15 protein-coding genes and 1 pseudogene are annotated in these 17349 nt (G+C 68.7%); 14 read left to right on the top strand and 2 right to left on the bottom strand.

Annotated elements, in window-relative coordinates; all coding sequences use genetic code 11:
* Window positions 1-240: 240 nt before the first annotated feature.
* From RJ1_RS34940 to RJ1_RS34910, 7 genes are all read left to right on the top strand, one after another.
* A complete protein-coding gene (locus tag RJ1_RS34940) occupies window positions 241-3072 on the top strand; it encodes a DEAD/DEAH box helicase (RefSeq protein WP_073367072.1) in 2832 nt (943 codons plus the stop codon).
* Window positions 3069-3842: an SWIM zinc finger family protein gene (locus RJ1_RS34935; protein ID WP_073367069.1), complete on the top strand. Its 774-nt coding sequence runs from the start codon at window positions 3069-3071 to the stop codon at window positions 3840-3842. The genes RJ1_RS34940 and RJ1_RS34935 overlap by 4 nt, the downstream gene beginning before the upstream one ends.
* Before the next feature lie 59 nt (window positions 3843-3901).
* A complete protein-coding gene (locus RJ1_RS34930) occupies window positions 3902-6925 on the top strand; it encodes an ATP-binding protein (protein ID WP_073367066.1) in 3024 nt (1007 codons plus the stop codon).
* 36 nt (window positions 6926-6961) lie between these two features.
* Window positions 6962-8389, top strand: a complete 1428-nt coding sequence (locus RJ1_RS34925; protein WP_073367064.1) for an FAD-binding oxidoreductase — start codon at window positions 6962-6964, stop codon at window positions 8387-8389.
* 9 nt (window positions 8390-8398) lie between these two features.
* Window positions 8399-8830 carry a YkvA family protein gene (locus RJ1_RS34920; RefSeq protein ID WP_073367061.1) on the top strand — a complete coding sequence of 144 codons (432 nt, stop codon included), beginning with the start codon at window positions 8399-8401 and terminating at the stop codon, window positions 8828-8830.
* The gene (locus RJ1_RS34915) at window positions 8827-9378 is read left to right on the top strand and encodes a DUF1990 domain-containing protein (RefSeq protein WP_240319746.1); all 552 of its coding nucleotides are present in this window, start codon (window positions 8827-8829) and stop codon (window positions 9376-9378) included. Before RJ1_RS34920 ends, RJ1_RS34915 begins: the two co-directional genes overlap by 4 nt.
* Window positions 9379-9490: 112 nt before the next feature.
* Complete coding sequence (locus RJ1_RS34910) at window positions 9491-10234, top strand: GntR family transcriptional regulator (protein WP_005265200.1); 744 nt, start codon at window positions 9491-9493, stop codon at window positions 10232-10234.
* An 18-nt stretch (window positions 10235-10252) separates the two neighbouring features.
* Here RJ1_RS34910 and RJ1_RS34905 read toward each other — a convergent pair whose 3' ends face one another.
* Together RJ1_RS34905 and RJ1_RS34900 are read right to left on the bottom strand one after the other, a co-directional pair.
* Window positions 10253-10717, bottom strand: a complete 465-nt coding sequence (locus tag RJ1_RS34905) for a PTS sugar transporter subunit IIA (RefSeq protein ID WP_073367058.1) — start codon at window positions 10715-10717, stop codon at window positions 10253-10255.
* Complete coding sequence (locus tag RJ1_RS34900) at window positions 10714-11010, bottom strand: PTS sugar transporter subunit IIB (protein ID WP_275887639.1); 297 nt, start codon at window positions 11008-11010, stop codon at window positions 10714-10716. Before RJ1_RS34900 ends, RJ1_RS34905 begins: the two co-directional genes overlap by 4 nt.
* Before the next feature lie 182 nt (window positions 11011-11192).
* Between RJ1_RS34900 and RJ1_RS34895 the strand changes: the two genes are divergently transcribed.
* The 7 genes and pseudogenes from RJ1_RS34895 to RJ1_RS34865 form a co-directional block, all read left to right on the top strand.
* On the top strand, window positions 11193-12434 hold the full coding sequence (locus RJ1_RS34895) for a PTS transporter subunit EIIC (RefSeq protein WP_073367052.1): 1242 nt from the start codon (window positions 11193-11195) through the stop codon (window positions 12432-12434).
* Window positions 12431-12706: an HPr family phosphocarrier protein gene (locus RJ1_RS34890; RefSeq protein ID WP_083400466.1), complete on the top strand. Its 276-nt coding sequence runs from the start codon at window positions 12431-12433 to the stop codon at window positions 12704-12706. The genes RJ1_RS34895 and RJ1_RS34890 overlap by 4 nt, the downstream gene beginning before the upstream one ends.
* Window positions 12706-14385, top strand: coding sequence for a phosphoenolpyruvate--protein phosphotransferase (ptsP, locus tag RJ1_RS34885; protein WP_073367047.1), 1680 nt, complete (start codon window positions 12706-12708; stop codon window positions 14383-14385). Before RJ1_RS34890 ends, ptsP begins: the two co-directional genes overlap by 1 nt.
* The gene (locus RJ1_RS34880; RefSeq protein ID WP_073367044.1) at window positions 14382-15566 is read left to right on the top strand and encodes an N-acetylglucosamine-6-phosphate deacetylase; all 1185 of its coding nucleotides are present in this window, start codon (window positions 14382-14384) and stop codon (window positions 15564-15566) included. Before ptsP ends, RJ1_RS34880 begins: the two co-directional genes overlap by 4 nt.
* Window positions 15554-16333, top strand: coding sequence for a glucosamine-6-phosphate deaminase (nagB, locus tag RJ1_RS34875; protein ID WP_073367041.1), 780 nt, complete (start codon window positions 15554-15556; stop codon window positions 16331-16333). The genes RJ1_RS34880 and nagB overlap by 13 nt, the downstream gene beginning before the upstream one ends.
* Window positions 16334-17047, top strand: a complete 714-nt coding sequence (locus RJ1_RS34870) for a copper homeostasis protein CutC (protein WP_073367038.1) — start codon at window positions 16334-16336, stop codon at window positions 17045-17047. It abuts the gene before it with no gap.
* A gap of 78 nt (window positions 17048-17125) precedes the next feature.
* Window positions 17126-17349: pseudogene (locus RJ1_RS34865) on the top strand (HNH endonuclease); the annotation flags it as partial.

Raw genomic sequence — 17349 nt, 5'->3', positions numbered from 1 at the left:
CGCCACCTCCGCCGCCACCCATCAACGGTCCGAGGACCTGGATGAGTTGAACGAGGACCTGCAACATTTGTGTCGAGTCCATTTTGTCTTCCTCCGATCACTGCGATCACGTACGGCAGCGATCCCGGTGAGTACCGGCGTGGACAGCCGCCAACTCCTTCATCGGTGGAATACGGTCGAGGGTTACAGTCTCGAGCAGGGAATTCTCGGGCTGTCGGTCGCGCCTGATTGGATGGGTGGATGCTGCACGGCCTCTGGACACCCGGTTCGGGTCTGATGCTGTGGGTCGAGGACCGGAATCCGGCCCCTCCGGAGCCGACGGATGCGGTCGGGCGGGTGCTGGCACGAAAGTTCCGGCACCACGTCAAGGTGCCGATGCCGACGCCGTCGGGGCCGGAGATACTCGAGTGGGCCGCGGTCGCGCTCGCTCCGCCGGACGCGACCGACTTCCTGCTGTCGGTATCAGCGCGCGACCCGCGGATCGCGGGGGACCTGCGCTACCTCGCCCACGTGGCGCGGGGTGTCGAGCGGTGGGTTCGTGCGGGACGGGTGGTGCCCGAGGTACACCGGGCGGAGGGCAACTGGTGGCCGCGGTGGCGGCTCCTCGGCGGCGAACGTCAGCGTGCGTGGCTCACGGAACTGTCGGTCGCGATGCCTCCGGTCCAGCGGCACGGAACGACGCCGCGGGCAGTGCTCGACGACATGGTCACCGAGCTGACCGACCCCGTCGCTCGCCGGGTCCTCGACGGCAGGCACCCCGACGATTCCGGCGCCGGCGCGGAGCACCCGCTGGTCGACGCGCTGGTTCGGGGCGAACAGTTCGCGGAGGGCACCGCCCAGTTGTCGGGTTCCCTCGACGGCTGGCGGGACAGCCTCACGGTGGACGAGCCCGAACTGGTGCTGCGCCTCCTCGAGCCGGAAGACGTGGACGTGGAGGGGGAGTGGGACCCGGACACCGTGTTGTGGCGGCTGCAGGTGTGCTTGCGTCCGGAAGGTGAAGCGCCGGTGCCGATTCCGCTGCACCGCACCGAGGCGAGCCGCCTGCAGACCGGTGTGCGCAAGCTGACCGAGGCTGTCGCCGCCTACCCGCGACTGCAGGACGTCCCCGGTGATCCCGACAGTCTCGACCTGATGTTGCCCACCGCGGTGGTCATCGACCTCGTCGGTCACGGCGCGGTGGCGTTGAAGGAGAAGGGCATCAGCCTGCTGCTGCCGCGGGCATGGAGTGTGGCGTCACCGTCGATGCGACTGCGGGTGAGCTCGCCGAGCACCCCGGCGAGCGCGGAGAACAGGTCCGTCGGCAAAGACCAGTTGGTGCAGTACAACTGGGAACTGGCACTCGGCGACACGGTTCTCACCGCCGCGGAGATGAATCGACTGATCAATTCCAAGAGCGACCTCGTGCGGCTGCGCGGCGAGTGGGTGCGGGCGGATCAGGAGGTGCTCTCCCGCGCCGCCCGGTACGTGGCGGAGCGGCACGGCAGCGGCGACCGGGCGATCGTGGATCTACTGAAAGACCTGATCGCGGACGATCTGTCGGATCTTCCTGTCGAGGAGGTCACCGCGACGGGCTGGGCGGCCGCGTTGCTCGACGGCGACACGAAGCCGGAGGACGTGCCGACGCCGGCGGGGTTGGACGCCACGCTGCGGCCCTACCAGAAGCGGGGTCTGGACTGGCTCGTGTTCATGAGCCGGCTCGGCCTCGGCGCGGTCCTGGCCGACGACATGGGTCTCGGCAAGACACTGCAGTTGCTCGCACTGCTGGCGCACGAGAACGCCGCCACACCCACACTGCTCGTGTGTCCGATGTCCGTGGTCGGCAACTGGCAGCGCGAGGCGGCCCGTTTCGTTCCCACTCTGCGGGTGCTCGTCCACCACGGTCCGCAACGGTTGAGCGGTGACGACTTGACCTCTGCTGTCCAGCAGAGCGATCTGGTGATCACCACGTACGCACTGCTCGCCCGCGACGTCGCGGAACTGAAGGAGCAGGACTGGCGGCGGGTAGTGCTGGACGAGGCGCAGCACATCAAGAACGCGAAGACCGGGCAGGCGCGAGCCGCCCGCAGCATTCCGGCGGCGCACCGGGTCGCGCTGACGGGGACCCCGGTCGAGAACCGTCTCGACGAGTTGCGCTCGATCCTCGATTTCGCGAACTCGGGCATTCTGGGCTCGGAAGCGATGTTCCGCAAGCGTTTCGTGGTGCCGATCGAGCGGGAGCAGGACGAGACGGCGGTGGCCCGGCTCCGTGCCGTCTCCTCCCCGTTCGTGCTGCGCCGCGTCAAGACCGATCCCACCGTCATCGCCGACCTCCCGGACAAGTTCGAGATGACGGTCCGCGCCAACCTCACGGCGGAGCAGGCAGCGCTGTACCGGGCGGTGGTCGACGACATGATGGCACAGATCAAGGACAAGAAGGGGATGAAGCGCAAGGGCGCCGTCCTCGCGGCACTGACGAAACTCAAGCAGGTGTGCAATCATCCGGCGCATTTCCTGCGGGACGGCTCGGCGGTGATGCGGCGCGGGCAGCACCGCTCCGGGAAGATGGGCCTCGTCGAGGACATCCTGGATTCGGTGGTCGCGGACGGCGAGAAAGCGTTGCTGTTCACCCAGTTCCGTGAATTCGGCGACCTCGTCACCCCGTACCTCGCGGAGCGTTTCGGTACTTCCGTGCCGTTTCTGCACGGGGGTGTCTCCAAGCAGAAGCGCGACGACATGGTGGCCTCGTTCCAGGGTGACGACGGGCCGCCGATCATGATGCTCTCGCTGAAGGCCGGCGGAACGGGGCTCAACCTCACCGCGGCCAATCACGTCGTCCACCTCGATCGGTGGTGGAACCCGGCGGTCGAGAACCAGGCGACGGACCGCGCCTTCCGGATCGGTCAGCGGCGTGACGTGCAGGTGCGCAAACTCGTGTGCGTCGGCACCCTGGAGGAGCGGATCGACGCGATGATCGCCACCAAACAGGAGCTCGCCGACCTCGCCGTCGGAACGGGCGAGAACTGGGTGACGGAGATGAGCACCGAACAGCTGGGCGAACTGCTGCGGCTCGGCGACGAGGCGGTGGGCGAATGACCAATCGGCGACCGGGGCCGTACTTCGGTCAGTACGGCCGGCGACGACCGGTGACGGGCGGGCTGGAGGCGCGATCCCAGCGGGGATCGTTCGGGCGCACGTGGTGGGGCCGCGAATTCGTCGACATCATCGAGTTCGTCGCCGACAAGGGCAGGATGAGCCGCGGGCGGAGCTACGCGCGCAGTGGTCAGGTGATCTCGCTCGAGATCGCCGGCGGGATGGTGACGGGCGAGGTCCAGGGCAGTCAGCTCCAGCCGTTCGTCGCGACGGTGTCGATCGATCGCCTCGACGAGACGGAGGTCGCCGAACTCGTCGCCCTCGTGCGGCGACAACCCGGCAGCCTCGCGATGCTGGCGGGCGGGGGAGTGCCGGAGATTCTCGGCCCGCTGCTGCTGCCCGCCGGGGCGTCCGCGCTGAACTACGACTGCACCTGCCCGGACGACGGCTGGCCCTGCAAGCATGCGGCGGCGGTCGCGTACCTGACCACCGAACGCATCGACGAGAACCCGCTCGAGATCCTGACGCTGCGCGGCGTCGATCTGAACACGCTGATCGAGGGTGTCGGCGGGGAATCGTCCGAGGCGGACGTCGACGACTGGTTCGGTGACGAGGCGCAATTGCCCGCTCTGCCCGACGCCGACTATCGGGCGGCGATCGACGACCTCGACCCCCTGCTGCTGCGGAAGGCGATCCGGTCGGTCAGTGCGGACGAGCGTGCGGTGGATGCCGCGATCCGGGAGCTGAAAGCGCTCTACCAGCACTTCCGCTGACCGTGCGATGATGAGGGAGCGGGCGCTCACCTCGTCCCGCGACCGGGAGCTGGTCAGTCATGTTGACGGTCTACCTGCTCGGCGAACAGCGTGTGTCGGACCCGGCGGATTCCCGGATCGGCCCCATCTCGTCACGGGCGATCGCGTTGCTCGCCTATCTCGTGCTGCACGCCGGTCTCGCGCAGTCCCGGACGCGTCTCGCGGGACTGTTCTGGCCCGAGTCGAGCGAGCAGCAGGCCCGCACCAACCTGCGGCGTGAGCTGCACAATCTCCGTGGTCTGCTGGGGGCGGACGGTGCGCTCGCGGCGGAGGGGCCGACGCTCACGTGGACCGGTTCGCCGTCGTGCAGGGTGGACGTCGACACGTTCCGGAACGAGCGGTCGGCGGCCCTCGCGGCGCTCGCCGATTCCGACCCCCGAGCATTTCTCGATCACGCGGACCGTGCGATCGACGTGTACCGCGGTGACCTGATGCCCGGAACGTACGAGGACTGGGTCCTCGACCACCGCGAAGTGCTGCGCCGGCAGTGCGTCGAACTCTGCGGGGCGACGGTGCGGGTGTTGTGGGAGTCGGGAGATGTCGACACGGCGACTTCGTGCGCTCGCCGACGCATCCAGCTCGACCCGCTGGCGGAGGTCGGCTACCGGACGCTCATGGAACTGCAGGCGGCGTCGGGCGACCGGGCAGCGGCGATGACCACCTACCACCGGTGTGCGGCGGTGCTCGAGACCGAACTCGGGGTGGCGCCGAGCCCCGCGACCGCGAGGCTGTTCGACAACCTGTTGGGAGAGCATCCGAAGCCTGGGTCGGACGGAGCCCACCGGCCCGAACGCGCCCGGACCGCGGTGCCCACTCTGATCGGGCGCGAGCAGGAACGCGGGGAGGTGCATCGGCAGTGGCAGCAGGCCCTGGACGGCAGGCAGGGACTGCTTCTCGTCTCGGGGGACGCCGGGGTCGGTAAGACCCGGCTGACCACGGAACTCGCGGAGATCGCCCGGGCCGACGGCGCGGTCGTCGCAAGCGCGCGCTGTTTCGGACTGCCGGGTCGCGTCCCGCTGGCGCCCGTCGCGGAATGGCTCCGAAGCCCGGACCTGCAATCCGCGATCGCGTCCCTGAACCCGTTGTGGCGGGCCGAGGTCGAACGGTTGGTGCCGAGCGCCGAGTCCTGGCCGCGGCCGGCGACGTCCCGGGCGATGGTCGACGCCTGGCAGCGGCACCGCTTCTTCGAAGGAACGGCGCGTGCGGTGCTGTCGTCCGGCCGGCCCGTGCTGCTCGTCCTCGACGATCTGCAATGGTGCGACGCGGAGACGACCGCGTGGCTGGCCTTCCTGCTCTCCCTCGATACGCGCATGCGGGTACTGGTGGCGGCGACCGCCCGCACGGATGAGGTGCAGTCCCGCCGCGACGTGCGGGAGGCACTTCGAGCTCTCAGATCGGCGCGACTGGTCACGGACCTCGAGGTGGATCCGTTGACCCCGGATGGGACGGCGGAACTGGCACGGTCGCTGGGTGGCCGGACGCTGGACCCGTCGGAGGAGGCGGTTCTGTACGCCGCGACCGGGGGCTACCCGCTGTACGTCGTCGAGGCCGCCCGGATGGTGCCGGGCTCGGACGCGAGCGCGCCCGGCGGGGACGCCGGCGACCTCGGCGAGGTGCTGCAGCGGCGGCTGGAACAGTGCTCGGAACCGGCCCGGGACGTCGCCGGCCTGGCCGCGGCGCTCGGCACGGATTTCGACCTGGACCTGCTCAGTGAGGCGAGCGATCTGGACACCGATCCTCTCGTGCAGGCGGTGGACGAACTGTGGCGGCGGAGAATCGTCCGGCCGGAGGGCACCGGCTACGATTTCGTGCACGACCTGGTCCGGGAGGCCGCGTACCGCTCGGTCGGCCCGCCGCGACGGTGGCTCCTGCATCGCCGCTTGGCGCAGGGCCTCGAACTTCTCCACACCGGCCGCACCGACGACGTGGCAGCGCAACTCGCCGAGCAGTATCGGCGCGGCGGGCGTCCCGACCGCGCCCTCCACTATCAGCAGCGGGCAGCAGAGGTGGCGGCCGGCGTGTTCGCGAACGCCGAGGCCGTGCGACACTTCCGGCTCTGCCTGGACCTCCTCGAGGCGATGCCTGCCGGTCGCAACCGTGATGCCTGCGAAGTGGAGGTGCGGCAGGGCATGTCGGCGCCGCTGACCACTCTGTACGGGTACTCCTCGGCCGAGCTCGAGCAGACATTGGACCGCACCGCCGAGTTGGGGCAGCACCTGCGCCGGCCGACGGTGGTACTCGCGGCTCTGATCGGATTGTTTGCGGTGCACTTCGTGCAGGGGCACACCGCGCGGGCCCACCGGATCGGCCTGCGTGCCCTCGAACTGTCCGCGGCCGATCCCGCGTTCGAGGGACAGGCGCAGTTCTCCGTGGCGGGGGCTGCCCTGGGCCTAGGCCGCCCGGCGGAGGCGATCGAACATTTCGATCTCGCACGGGGTGCGTTCTCCGACGACTACTCCTTCATTCTCGGTACCCGGCTCGAGGTGCATGCGCACGCGTGGGAGTCGCACGCGTACTGGATGATCGGCGACGAAGAGGCGGCCGCGCAGTCGTGTGCGGAGGCCCTCGCGCTGGGCCGGACCTGCGGTCATCCCTACAGTCTCGCGGTCGCGTTGGGATACGCGTCGGTGCTGCACCAGCTGCGCGGTGACGACGTCGCGTTGCTGGCCTCGGTCACCGAGTTGCGGGAGCTGTGCGAGCGCTATCACTTCGCGTACTACAGCCAGTGGTCGCAGATCCTCGAAGGCCGGCTTCTCGGCGGCGAACGGGGAATCGCGAAGATCCGCGAGGGACTCGCCGAGTTGCGGCGGCAGCGGGCGTTCGCGCGCATGCCCTACTGGCTCTCGCTCCTGGCGGAGGTGCAGATCGACGTCGGGGACGTGGACGCGGCGCGCGCGACGCTCGATGCCGCCCTGATCGCCGCCGAGCAACACGACGACCGCGGGTGGTTGCCGCAGGTTCTGCGTCTGCGTGCGGATGCCGGACCGTTCGCGGGTGGACCGTCGCCGCGAACGGTGCGCGAACGCCGGATTCCTACGGTGTGAAGTACCAGGTCAGGCCGCCCATCCGAGGAGAAGGTCATGAGTACCACCACCACGAACTCGACACCGACGACGAACCCGCCCTACGGGGAACTGGCGGCCGCACTGCGCGGAGAGCTGATCACCCCCGGCGACCCCGGCTACGACGACGCGCGTGCCGTGTACAACGCGATGATCGACCGCCGGCCCGCGGCGATCGCCCGCTGCGCCAATGCCGCGGACGTGGTCGCCTGCGTGCGGTTCGCCCGCGACCAGCACGTCGAGATCGCGGTTCGCGGAGGAGGGCACAACGCGGGAGGTCTCGGAGTGTGGGACGACGCCCTCGTGATCGATCTGTCGGGGATGCGGGGCACCACGGTCTCGCCCGCCGACCACACCGTCCGGGTGGACGGCGGATGCACCTGGAGCGACGTCGACCACGCGACGGTGCCGTTCGGCATGGCGACCCCGTCCGGGTTCATCGCCTCGACCGGGGTCGGTGGGCTCACGCTCGGCGGCGGCATCGGCTATCTGACGCGTCGTTTCGGGCTCACTGTCGACAACCTGCTCGGCGCCGACGTCGTCCTCGCAGACGGCACGCTGGTCACGGCGAGCGAACGATCGCACCCGGACCTGTTCTGGGCGCTGCGGGGTGGCGGCGGAAACTTCGGCGTGGTCACCTCGTTCCAGTTCGCGTGTCACGACATCGGCGACCACGGCACCGTCGTCGGAGGTCCGGTGCTGTACGACCTGGAAGACACCCCCGACGTGATGCGGTGGTACCGCGAACTCCTGCCGTCGCTACCCGAGGAACTCAATGGGTGGATCGGGCTGCTGACCATTCCGCCGGCACCGCCGTTCCCCGAGGAACTGTGGGGGCGCAAGGCGTGCGGCGTCGTCTGGTGCTACACCGGCGAGCCGGACAAGGCCGACGCGGTGTTCGAACCGATCCGAGGATTCGGAAACCCCCTCCTGGTCGGTCTCGGTGAAATGCCCTTCACCGCATTGCAATCGGCGTTCGACGGCCTGTACCCGGCCGGGTTGCAGTGGTACTGGCGTGCCGACTTCGTTCGTGAGATCTCCGACGAGGCCATCGACATCCATCTGGACTTCGGCCGTCAGCTGCCCACCGGCCATTCGACGATGCACATGTACCCCATCGACGGCGCGGCGACTCGGGTGGCCGACGACGCCACGGCGTTCGCGTACCGGGACGGTGGCTGGGCCGGTGTCATCGTGGGCGTGGACCCCGATCCGGCGAACGCCGAGGTCATCACGGACTGGGCCAAGCGGTACTGGGAGTCCCTCCATCCGACGACCGCCGGCGGGGCGTACGTCAACTTCATGATGTCCGAAGGGGAGGACCGCGTCCGCGCCTCGTACCTCGGCAACTACGACCGGCTCGCCCAGGTGAAGGCGAAGTACGATCCGGACAACCTCTTCCACGTGAACCAGAACATCCGTCCCGCGGTCCGGTCGGAGCAGTAGGCGCAGCGTATGGATCCGGGGCACGTGTGGGCGGCGGCATGGCCCGTCCTGATCGGCTCGGCGGTGAGCCTGCTGGCCGTCTGGGTGGTGCTGGCGCTCGTGCTGTGGCGGTCGAGACCCGACGACACCCGGATCGGGGAGACGGTCCGGCTGCTGCCGGACCTGCTCCGGCTCCTGCGTCGGCTGGCCGCCGATCCGGAACTCCCCATGGGTGTGCGGGTGCGGCTCGCCCTGCTGCTGGTCTATCTCGCGGTTCCGATCGACGTGATACCCGATTTCGTCCCCGTCATCGGATACGCCGACGACGTGATCGTCATCGGACTCACGCTCCGTTCGGTGATCCGCCGCGCGGGCCCGCAGGTCGTGGCCCGGCATTGGCCGGGCACCGCTGAAGGGCTCGAGACCGTTCGCCGGGTAACGTGCCTACCCGGCTGCTCGTGACTCCGGACCGAGAGGAATCGACCGTCATCAGTACCTCCCGAGACCTGCCGGCGTTCACCTATCCCGAGGTGGGTGCGAGCCGCGACCGTCCGTTCCCCGCGGGATATCACCACCTGAGTGAGCAGAAGGTGATCGGCTACGGGGCAGAGGCATTCGACACCGCGGCGGCCCACCTGTGTTCCTGGGGGATGCACCGCGATGCGGGGCTCGGCGTGCAGGCCGACTCGCCGACCGCCGCGCCGGGCACGTCGGTCGAACTCCGCTGGGGTATCGGTCCGGTTCGGCTGCGGTTTTCCTGCCGGGTCGTGTACGTCGTCGACGAGCCACACCGCAAGGGATTCGCCTACGGGACGCTGCCGGGGCACCCGGAGCGCGGCGAGGAGAGCTTCGTCGTCGAACAGCGGCCCGACGGCACCGTGCTCGCGACCATCTCGGCGTTCTCGACACCGGGCCGGTGGTTCACCCGGCTCGGCGGACCTGCGGGCCGGGTCGTCCAGCGGGTGATGACGCGCAGGTACCTCGACGTGTTGGCCGAGGCAACACAGTAGGCCGGAGCGTCCGGATCACGTATTCTCGGGGTTGGACCGGACCGGACGGGACCTTTGGGTCCGACCGACTGATCCGATGTGTCCCACCCCTGACTGAGCTGGAGCCGCCGGAATGATGCCCGTACATCTACGCGACAGCGTGATTCCGAAGCACGAGCAACTCCGTGCCATCCTGCTGCACAAGTGCACCAAGGAACTCCAGCCCGGGGATCTGATGACGAGTGAACGAAAACTGATGCAGGACTACGGCGTCAGTCGCATCACCGTTCGCGAAGCGATCGGTCAACTCGTCAACGAGGGCCACCTGGTCCGGGTACGTGGCAAGGGCACCTTCGTGGCGCACCGGCCGGTGCAGTCGAAACTCCATCTGGCCTCGTTCACGGAGGAGATGCGGGCGCAGGGGCACAAGCCGACCACGGTGGTACTCCAGAGCGAGGAGGATGCGGCGCCGGAGGCCACCGCGAAGGCCCTCCGCATCGCGCCGGACACCAGTGCCTATCACGTCAAGCGGCTCCGGCTGGCCGACGGTGAACCGGTGAGCGTCGACGACGGCTGGTTCAACGCCGCACTGCTTCCCGGCCTGCTGGACCTCGACCTCACCGGCTCGATCTACCGGGCGACCGCCGACAAGTACGGCATGCCGATCGACCGGGCGGAGCAGACCGTGAGCGCCGACGGAGCGAGCCAGGAGATCGCGACCCTGCTCGGCATCAAGAAGGGTGCCCCGGTGATGTACTTCGACCGGGTGTCCTTCAGTGGCCCCACTCCGGTCGAGCACACCCGCAGCTGGTACCGGTCCGATCGCTACCAGCTGCAGATGGAAGTGCAGGGGGAGCGGGCTCAGCGCAGCGTCTGAGCCCGGCCGCCCTCCGTTCTACGGCGCCGTCCAGTCGAACAGGGCGTCGCCGGTGTTCACGTCGGATCCAATGCTGTTGGTGGACACCGAATCCGCCTTGGAATCCATCACGACGACGGGGCAGACGGCGGAGTATCCGGTGCCGTCGATCTCGGTCGGATCGAATCGCACGACAGGGTCGCCGGCGTCGACCGTGTCGCCTTCGGCTGCCAGCAGGGTGAATCCCTCGCCCTTCAGTTTCACGGTGTCGATCCCCAGGTGAACCAGCACTCCGACACCGGTCGAGCCGAGGATGACGAACGCGTGCGGGTGCAGTTTGAGGATCTTGCCCGAGATCGGGGCGAGCACGTCGAGGGCGCCGCGATCGCGCGCCGGTTCGATCGCGACTCCGGAACCGACCATCTGACCGGCGAACACGGGATCGGGCACCTCGGCCAGGGCGAGCACGCGCCCGGGAAGTGGGGCCTGCACGGACAGGCTCACAGGATGTCCTCGATGTCCTCGGCCAACGTGTCCGCCTCGGGGCCGACGATGACCTGGACGACGCTGCCTGCCTTCAGTACGCCGTGGGCGCCTGCAGCCTTGAGCGCGGCCTCGTCGACCTTGGCGCCGTCCTTGACCTCGGTGCGCAGCCGGGTGATGCAGGCCTCGATCTCGACGATGTTGTCGGCACCGCCGAGGCCGCTGATGATTGCGTCCGCTTTGGACATCGGTTCTCCCTCGTAGTTCGTGTTCGCGCTGCAGCTGGTCGTGGCCGGATGAGTTAACTGGATCACATTTGACTGTTGACATCCTGTGCTCACCTGGTCAAACTAGCAACTGGTTATGACCGGACAGTACCCGTTGGGGGTGCTGGTCCACAATAGTTTTCCCGAAGCCACACGACGCGCTCGCCGCCACCGGTTTCGGGACTCACCAGACGCCGATTCGGCGACCGACGCGCACAGAGAAGGCCGATATGACTGTCGTAGACAGCCCGAAAAAGGAATCAGCGGTGTTTGCCGGGTTACAGCGCCTCGGGCGCAGCCTGATGCTGCCGATCGCGGTACTCCCCGCGGCCGGCATCTTGCTGCGACTCGGCCAGGACGACCTCCTCGGCCGATTCGACTCGATGCACACCGCCGCGTCCGTCATCTCCGCAGCCGGCCAGGCGGTGTTCACCTGGCTGCCCCTCATCTTCGCGGTGGGTATCGCCATCGGATGGGCCAAGAAGGCGGACGGTTCGACCGCCCTCGCCGCAGTGGTCGGGTACATGGTCATCAACGGCGTGTTCGAGGCCATGTCGCCGGTCGTCCTCGAAGGAAAGACCGATCCGAACGGTGATCAGGCGCTGATCAACTACGGTGTGCTCGCGGGCATCGTGATGGGTCTGCTCTCGGCCATCCTCTGGCAGCGGTTCTACCGCACCAAACTGCCCGACTACCTCGGATTCTTCAACGGGCGCAGGCTCGTTCCCATTCTCACCGCCCTCACGGGTCTCGTCGTCAGCGTCCTGATGGCGTTCCTGTACCCGGCGTTCAACTCCGCCCTCACGTGGGTGGGTGAGACCGTCGCCGAGAACTCGGTGATCGGTGGCGGCGTCTACGGCATGGCCAACCGCCTGCTCATCCCGACCGGCCTCCATCACATCCTGAACTCCACCGTGTGGTTCCTCGTCGGCGACTACCAGAACGCGAGCGGAGAACTCGTCCGCGGCGACCTCAACCGGTTCTTCGCCGGCGACCCGAGCGCCGGCATCTTCATGACCGGCTTCTTCCCGATCATGATGTTCGCCCTTCCCGCTGCAGCACTGGCGATCTGGCGCAATGCCCGGCCCTCGCAGAAGAAGGTCGTGGGCGGCATCATGCTCTCCACCGCGCTGACGGCGTTCCTCACCGGCATCACCGAGCCCCTCGAGTTCGCGTTCATGTTCGTGGCCTGGCCGCTGTACCTGATCCACGCGTTCCTCACCGGCACCTCGATGGCGCTCGTCAACGCGCTCGGCATCCACGACGGATTCACGTTCTCGGCAGGCTTCTTCGACTACGTGCTCAACTTCGGCAAGGCCACCAACGCGTGGATGCTGATCCCCATCGGGCTCGGGTACGCCGTCGTCTATTACGTCCTCTTCAGCTTCGTCATCAAGAAGTGGAACCTGCGCACTCCCGGCCGGGAGGACGACGCGGAAACGAACGCCGACACGGAAAAGGCAGGTCAGTGAGCATGGCTACACGCACAGTCGTCATCGGTTCGACGGTCGGACTGCACGCCCGCCCCGCCGCGAAGTTCACCCAGGCCGCCGCGGCCGTACCGGTAGCCGTGCAGATCGCGGTGGGCGGGTCGGCGCCGGTGGACGCCGGCAGCATGCTCGCCGTGATGACCCTCGGCGCCGAATTCGGCACCGAGGTGACGATCACCGCCGAGGGAGAAGGCAGCGAGGAGGCCCTCGACCGCCTCGCCGACCTGCTCGCCTCCGACCTCGACGCCGCCTGATGTCGACGGCGACGGAAGAGGTCGTGCACGGGCTCGGGGTGAGTCCGGGACTGGTCTGCGCGCCCTGGCTCGCGTTCGGGACCCCGGTCGAGACGTCGGCCGAAGACCCTGTCGGCGAATCGGTGACCGCCGAGATAGCCCGTGTGCGAGACGCACTCGCGACCGTGGCCGCCGACCTCGAGGCACGCGCCGCGCAGGTCGACGGTGTCGCGTCCGAGATCCTGCTCGTCTCGGCGGCCATGGCACGCGACCCGGGAATCGTGTCCGCCGCCGAGGCGAACCTTCTCGGCGGCATGCCGACGGCACACGCCGTGCGCGCCGCGTTCGACGGCTACTGCGCCAAGCTCGAGGCCCTCGGTGGCTATCTGGCCGAGCGCGTCGCCGACCTGCGCGACCTCGGGCATCGCACGGTCGCGGTGCTGCTGGGCGTGCCCATGCCTGGCATCCCCGAACCCGGGTACCCGTTCGTTCTCGTCGCCCGGGACCTGTCGCCCGCGGACACCGCGATGCTCGGCGGCAGTGACGTGGTGGGCCTGCTCACCGCGGAGGGCGGGCCGACGAGTCACACTGCGATCCTGGCGAAATCGCTCGGCCTGCCCGCGATCGTGAACTGCGCCGACCTCGACCGCTTGGCCGAGGGAAGGCCGCTGCTGCTCGACGGGACGACCGGCGAGATCGTCGTCGACCCCAGCGACCTTCGTCAGGCAGAGGTGGCCGAGCAGATCGCGGAGGCGCGCGCGCGAGTCGCCGCGACGAGTGGACCGGGCACCACCCGAGACGGCGCACCCGTCGGCCTGCTCGTCAACATCGGCACCGTCGACGACGCCGTGCGAGTCGCGACCGCGGATTCGGAGGGCGTCGGGCTGTTCCGCACCGAATTCCTGTACCTCGGCAGGAAGGATGCGCCCATGCTCGACGAGCAGATCGCCACCTACACCTCGGTGTTCGAGCAGTTCGCAGGACGCAAGGTGGTGGTGCGCACCCTCGACTCCGGTTCCGACAAACCCTTGCCGTTCCTCGACCTCGGTGCGGAGGAGAACCCGGCACTCGGCGTGCGGGGGCTGCGGGTAGCCTCCGTCTACCCGGATGTCCTCGCCACCCAACTGGAGGCACTCGCCGCCGCCGCGTCCGCCACCGGCGCGGACCTGTGGGTGATGGCGCCGATGGTCGCCACCGCCGAAGAGGCGGAGGATTTCGCCGCGCTCGCCCGATCCCGCGGAATCGCCACGGTCGGGGCGATGATCGAGATCCCGTCGGCGGCACTACGCGCCCGCGACCTGCTCATGCATCTCGACTTCGTCAGTATCGGGACCAACGATCTGAGCCAGTACACCTGCGCCGTGGACCGGATGGCGGGCAGTCTCGCTACGCTGCTCGACCCGTGGCAGCCCGCGGTCCTGGACCTCATCGGCCTCGTCGGCGCTGCAGGAGCGGAGGCAGGTAAACCCGTCGGTGTCTGCGGTGAAGCGGCGTCCGATCCCGCACTCGCACCGGTACTGATCGGGCTGGGCGTCACGAGCCTGTCCATGGTGGCACCCTCGCTGGGCGCCGTGCGTGCGAGTCTGGCGGCCACCGACCTCGACCGGTGCCGGGAGATGGCGGTCGCTGCTCGCGGTGCTCACTCACCGCAGGCCGCGCGAGCGGCGGTCACCTTGATCGGCTCCGGAGCAGCTCGATGATCCTGCGAGGCAGGGCCGTCGTGGAGGGCGGCGTCATCGCCGACGGCGTGGTAGTCACCGACGGCGACCTCATCTCCTGGGTCGGATCGGCGTCGCAGTACCGCGGGCAGGCGCCGCTGCCGGAACCCAGTACCTCGATTCTGCTGCCCGGGCTGATCGATCTGCACTGCCACGGCGGCGCCGGCGCGGGATTTCCGAACGCCGACGCCGACGGGGCGCGGCGGGCGGCGAATCACCACCGCGCGCACGGCACCACCGGACTGCTCGGCAGCCTGGTTTCCGCGGGGGAGCCGGACCTGCTCCGGCAGGCCGGGATTCTCGCCGATCTCGTGGAACGCGGGGAACTCCTCGGAATCCACCTGGAGGGTCCGTTCCTTTCCGGTGCTCGTTGCGGTGCGCAGGATCCCGCCTCCGTGGTGCCCGGCGATCCCGACCTGTTCGAGAGGATCTGCGACGCCGCGCGCGGGACCGTCCGGTCGATGACCCTCGCACCGGAGACCGCGTACTTCGGGGAACTCCTCGCGGCGATGCACCGGCGGGGCGTGCTGCCGAGTCTCGGGCACACCGACACCGACGCGGCGACCACGTCCGCCCGGATCGCCGACGCTGCCGGTCACCCCCTCACCGCCACCCACCTGTTCAATGCGATGCCGCCACTGCACCATCGGGCACCGGGACCGGTGGCAGCATTCCTGGCCGCTGCCGGTCGCGGCGACATCGTCGTCGAATTGATCGCGGACGGAGTGCATCTCGCACCGGAGACGGTGTCGATGGTGTTCGACACCGTCGGACCCGAACAGATCGTCCTCGTCAGTGACGCCATGGCGGCCGCCGGTGTCTCGGACGGTGACTACCAACTCGGCCCACTCGATGTGCGCGTCTCGCAGGGTGTCGCCCGGCTCGCGACCACCGACGGGTCGGAGGGCGCCATCGCCGGCGGCACCGCACGACTGCTGGACGTGGTGCGTACCACCGTCTTCGACAGCGGCATCGGACTGGCCGACGCCGTCGCCGCCGCGACCAGGACCCCGGCCCGGCTGCTCGGCCTGGAATCCGAACGCGGCACTCTGGCCCCGGGCCGACGCGCCGACATCGTCGTGACCGATCATCAACTGCGCCCCCGCGGCGTGCTCGTCGGCGGAACGCCCGCCGAAACGGAAGGACTCGCATGGAAATCGTAATCCGGAAGACGCCGTCGGACGTCAGCGCAACCGTCGCGGACATCGTCGAGGGGTACGTGCGACGTGGTCCGACGACGCTGGGCCTCGCGACCGGGTCGTCCCCGCTCGGCAGCTACCGGGAACTCGCACGACGGCACCGTGAGTCCGGGCTGGACTTCTCGGGCTCTCGGGCCTTCCTGCTCGACGAATACGTCGGACTTCCGAAAAGTCATGATCAGTCGTACTTCTCGGTGATCCGTTCGGAGTTCGTCGACCACGTCGACCTCGATCCGGCGCGCGTGCTCAGCCCCAACGGGGAATCATCCGACATCGCCGAGGAGGGAGCGCGGTACGACGCCGCCATCGCCCACGCGGGCGGCGTCGACGTGCAGCTTCTCGGCATCGGGACCGACGGACACATCGGATTCAACGAACCGGGTTCCTCGCTGAACTCACGCACCCGCGTCAAGACCCTCACCGAGCAGACCCGACTCGACAACGCCCGGTTCTTCGACAGCGTCGACGACGTCCCGCATCACGTCCTCACCCAGGGCCTGGGCACCATCGGCGAGGCCCGGCACCTCGTGATGATCGCGTTCGGCAAGGGGAAGGCCGAGGCGATCGCCGCCGCCGCGGAAGGACCGCTCTCCGCGTTCTGCCCGGCTTCGGTCATGCAACTGCATCGGCACGTCACCGTCGTGATCGACGAAGCCGCCGCCGGCAAGCTGCAACTCGCCGACTACTACCGGTATGCCCTGGAACACAAGCCGTCCTGGCAGTCGTTCTAGATGACACCTGTACTCGAACTGGCCGTCCAGGACGTCGCGGGTGCCGGGATCGCCCGACGTGCCGGTGCGTCACGGGTCGAATTGTGCACCGCACTCGGCGCGACCGGTGGACTGACGCCGAGCATCGGCATGATCGAAGCCGTGGCGGCCCAGGGGATCGCGGTGCACCCGCTGATCCGCTGCAGACCCGGCGGATTCGTCTACGACGCCGACGAGATCGCGGTGATGGCCCGGGACGTCCGGACCGCACTGCGGGCGGGCGCCTCCGGCGTCGTACTCGGTGCGCTCACACCCGAAAGGCGCGTGGACCGTTCGGCTCTCTCGTGTCTGCTCGACGGTATCGACCTGTCCGCGGTCGAGGTGACCTTCCATCGTGCAATGGACGTCGTGGACGACCGGGCCACCGCACTCGACGCACTCGTCGACTCCGGCATCACCCGGGTCCTCACCTCCGGAGGAGCGCCGCGCTGCATCGACGGACTCGAGGCGCTGACGGAAATGGTCACTTACGCGCACGGGCGAATTCAGGTGATGGCAGGTGGCGGGATCCGCGTCGAGGACATCGCCGCCGTCGCGGGCACCGGGGTCGACGCCGTGCACCTCTCCGCCCGACGCACCGTCACCGACAGCGGCGGCCCCGGCGGTGGAACCGGCGGCTACGACGCCGTCGACGACACCATCGCGCACGCAGCGGCGGAGGCGTTGGGGCTTTGATTCTGTCGGCCATTGCCGCGGTGCAGTTCGGCTGTTAGAATCGAACAAAGTTTCGAATAGCCTTGGGGGAGGTTGGTTGTGGGGGAATTGATGGCACCGGATTTGGAGGAGTTGCGTGTGTTCACTGCGCGGCTGCGGTGTGTCGAGGCCGGTGGGGATGCGGGCTCGGGGATCGAGTGGCTCGATGCGATCGAGACGTTGAAGTCGGTGGGGTGCGCGGCGCAGGCGGTGATCACCGATGGCGTCGCGACGAGTATTCGGGCGGACCGCAGGGCTCGCGGGTTGTCGCGAGTGGAGTGGGA

Origin of the sequence: Rhodococcus jostii NBRC 16295, from assembly GCF_001894825.1 — a bacterium.
GTDB classification, from domain to species: Bacteria; Actinomycetota; Actinomycetes; order Mycobacteriales; family Mycobacteriaceae; genus Rhodococcus_F; species Rhodococcus_F jostii.
This window is presented reverse-complemented; position numbering and strand designations above follow the sequence as displayed.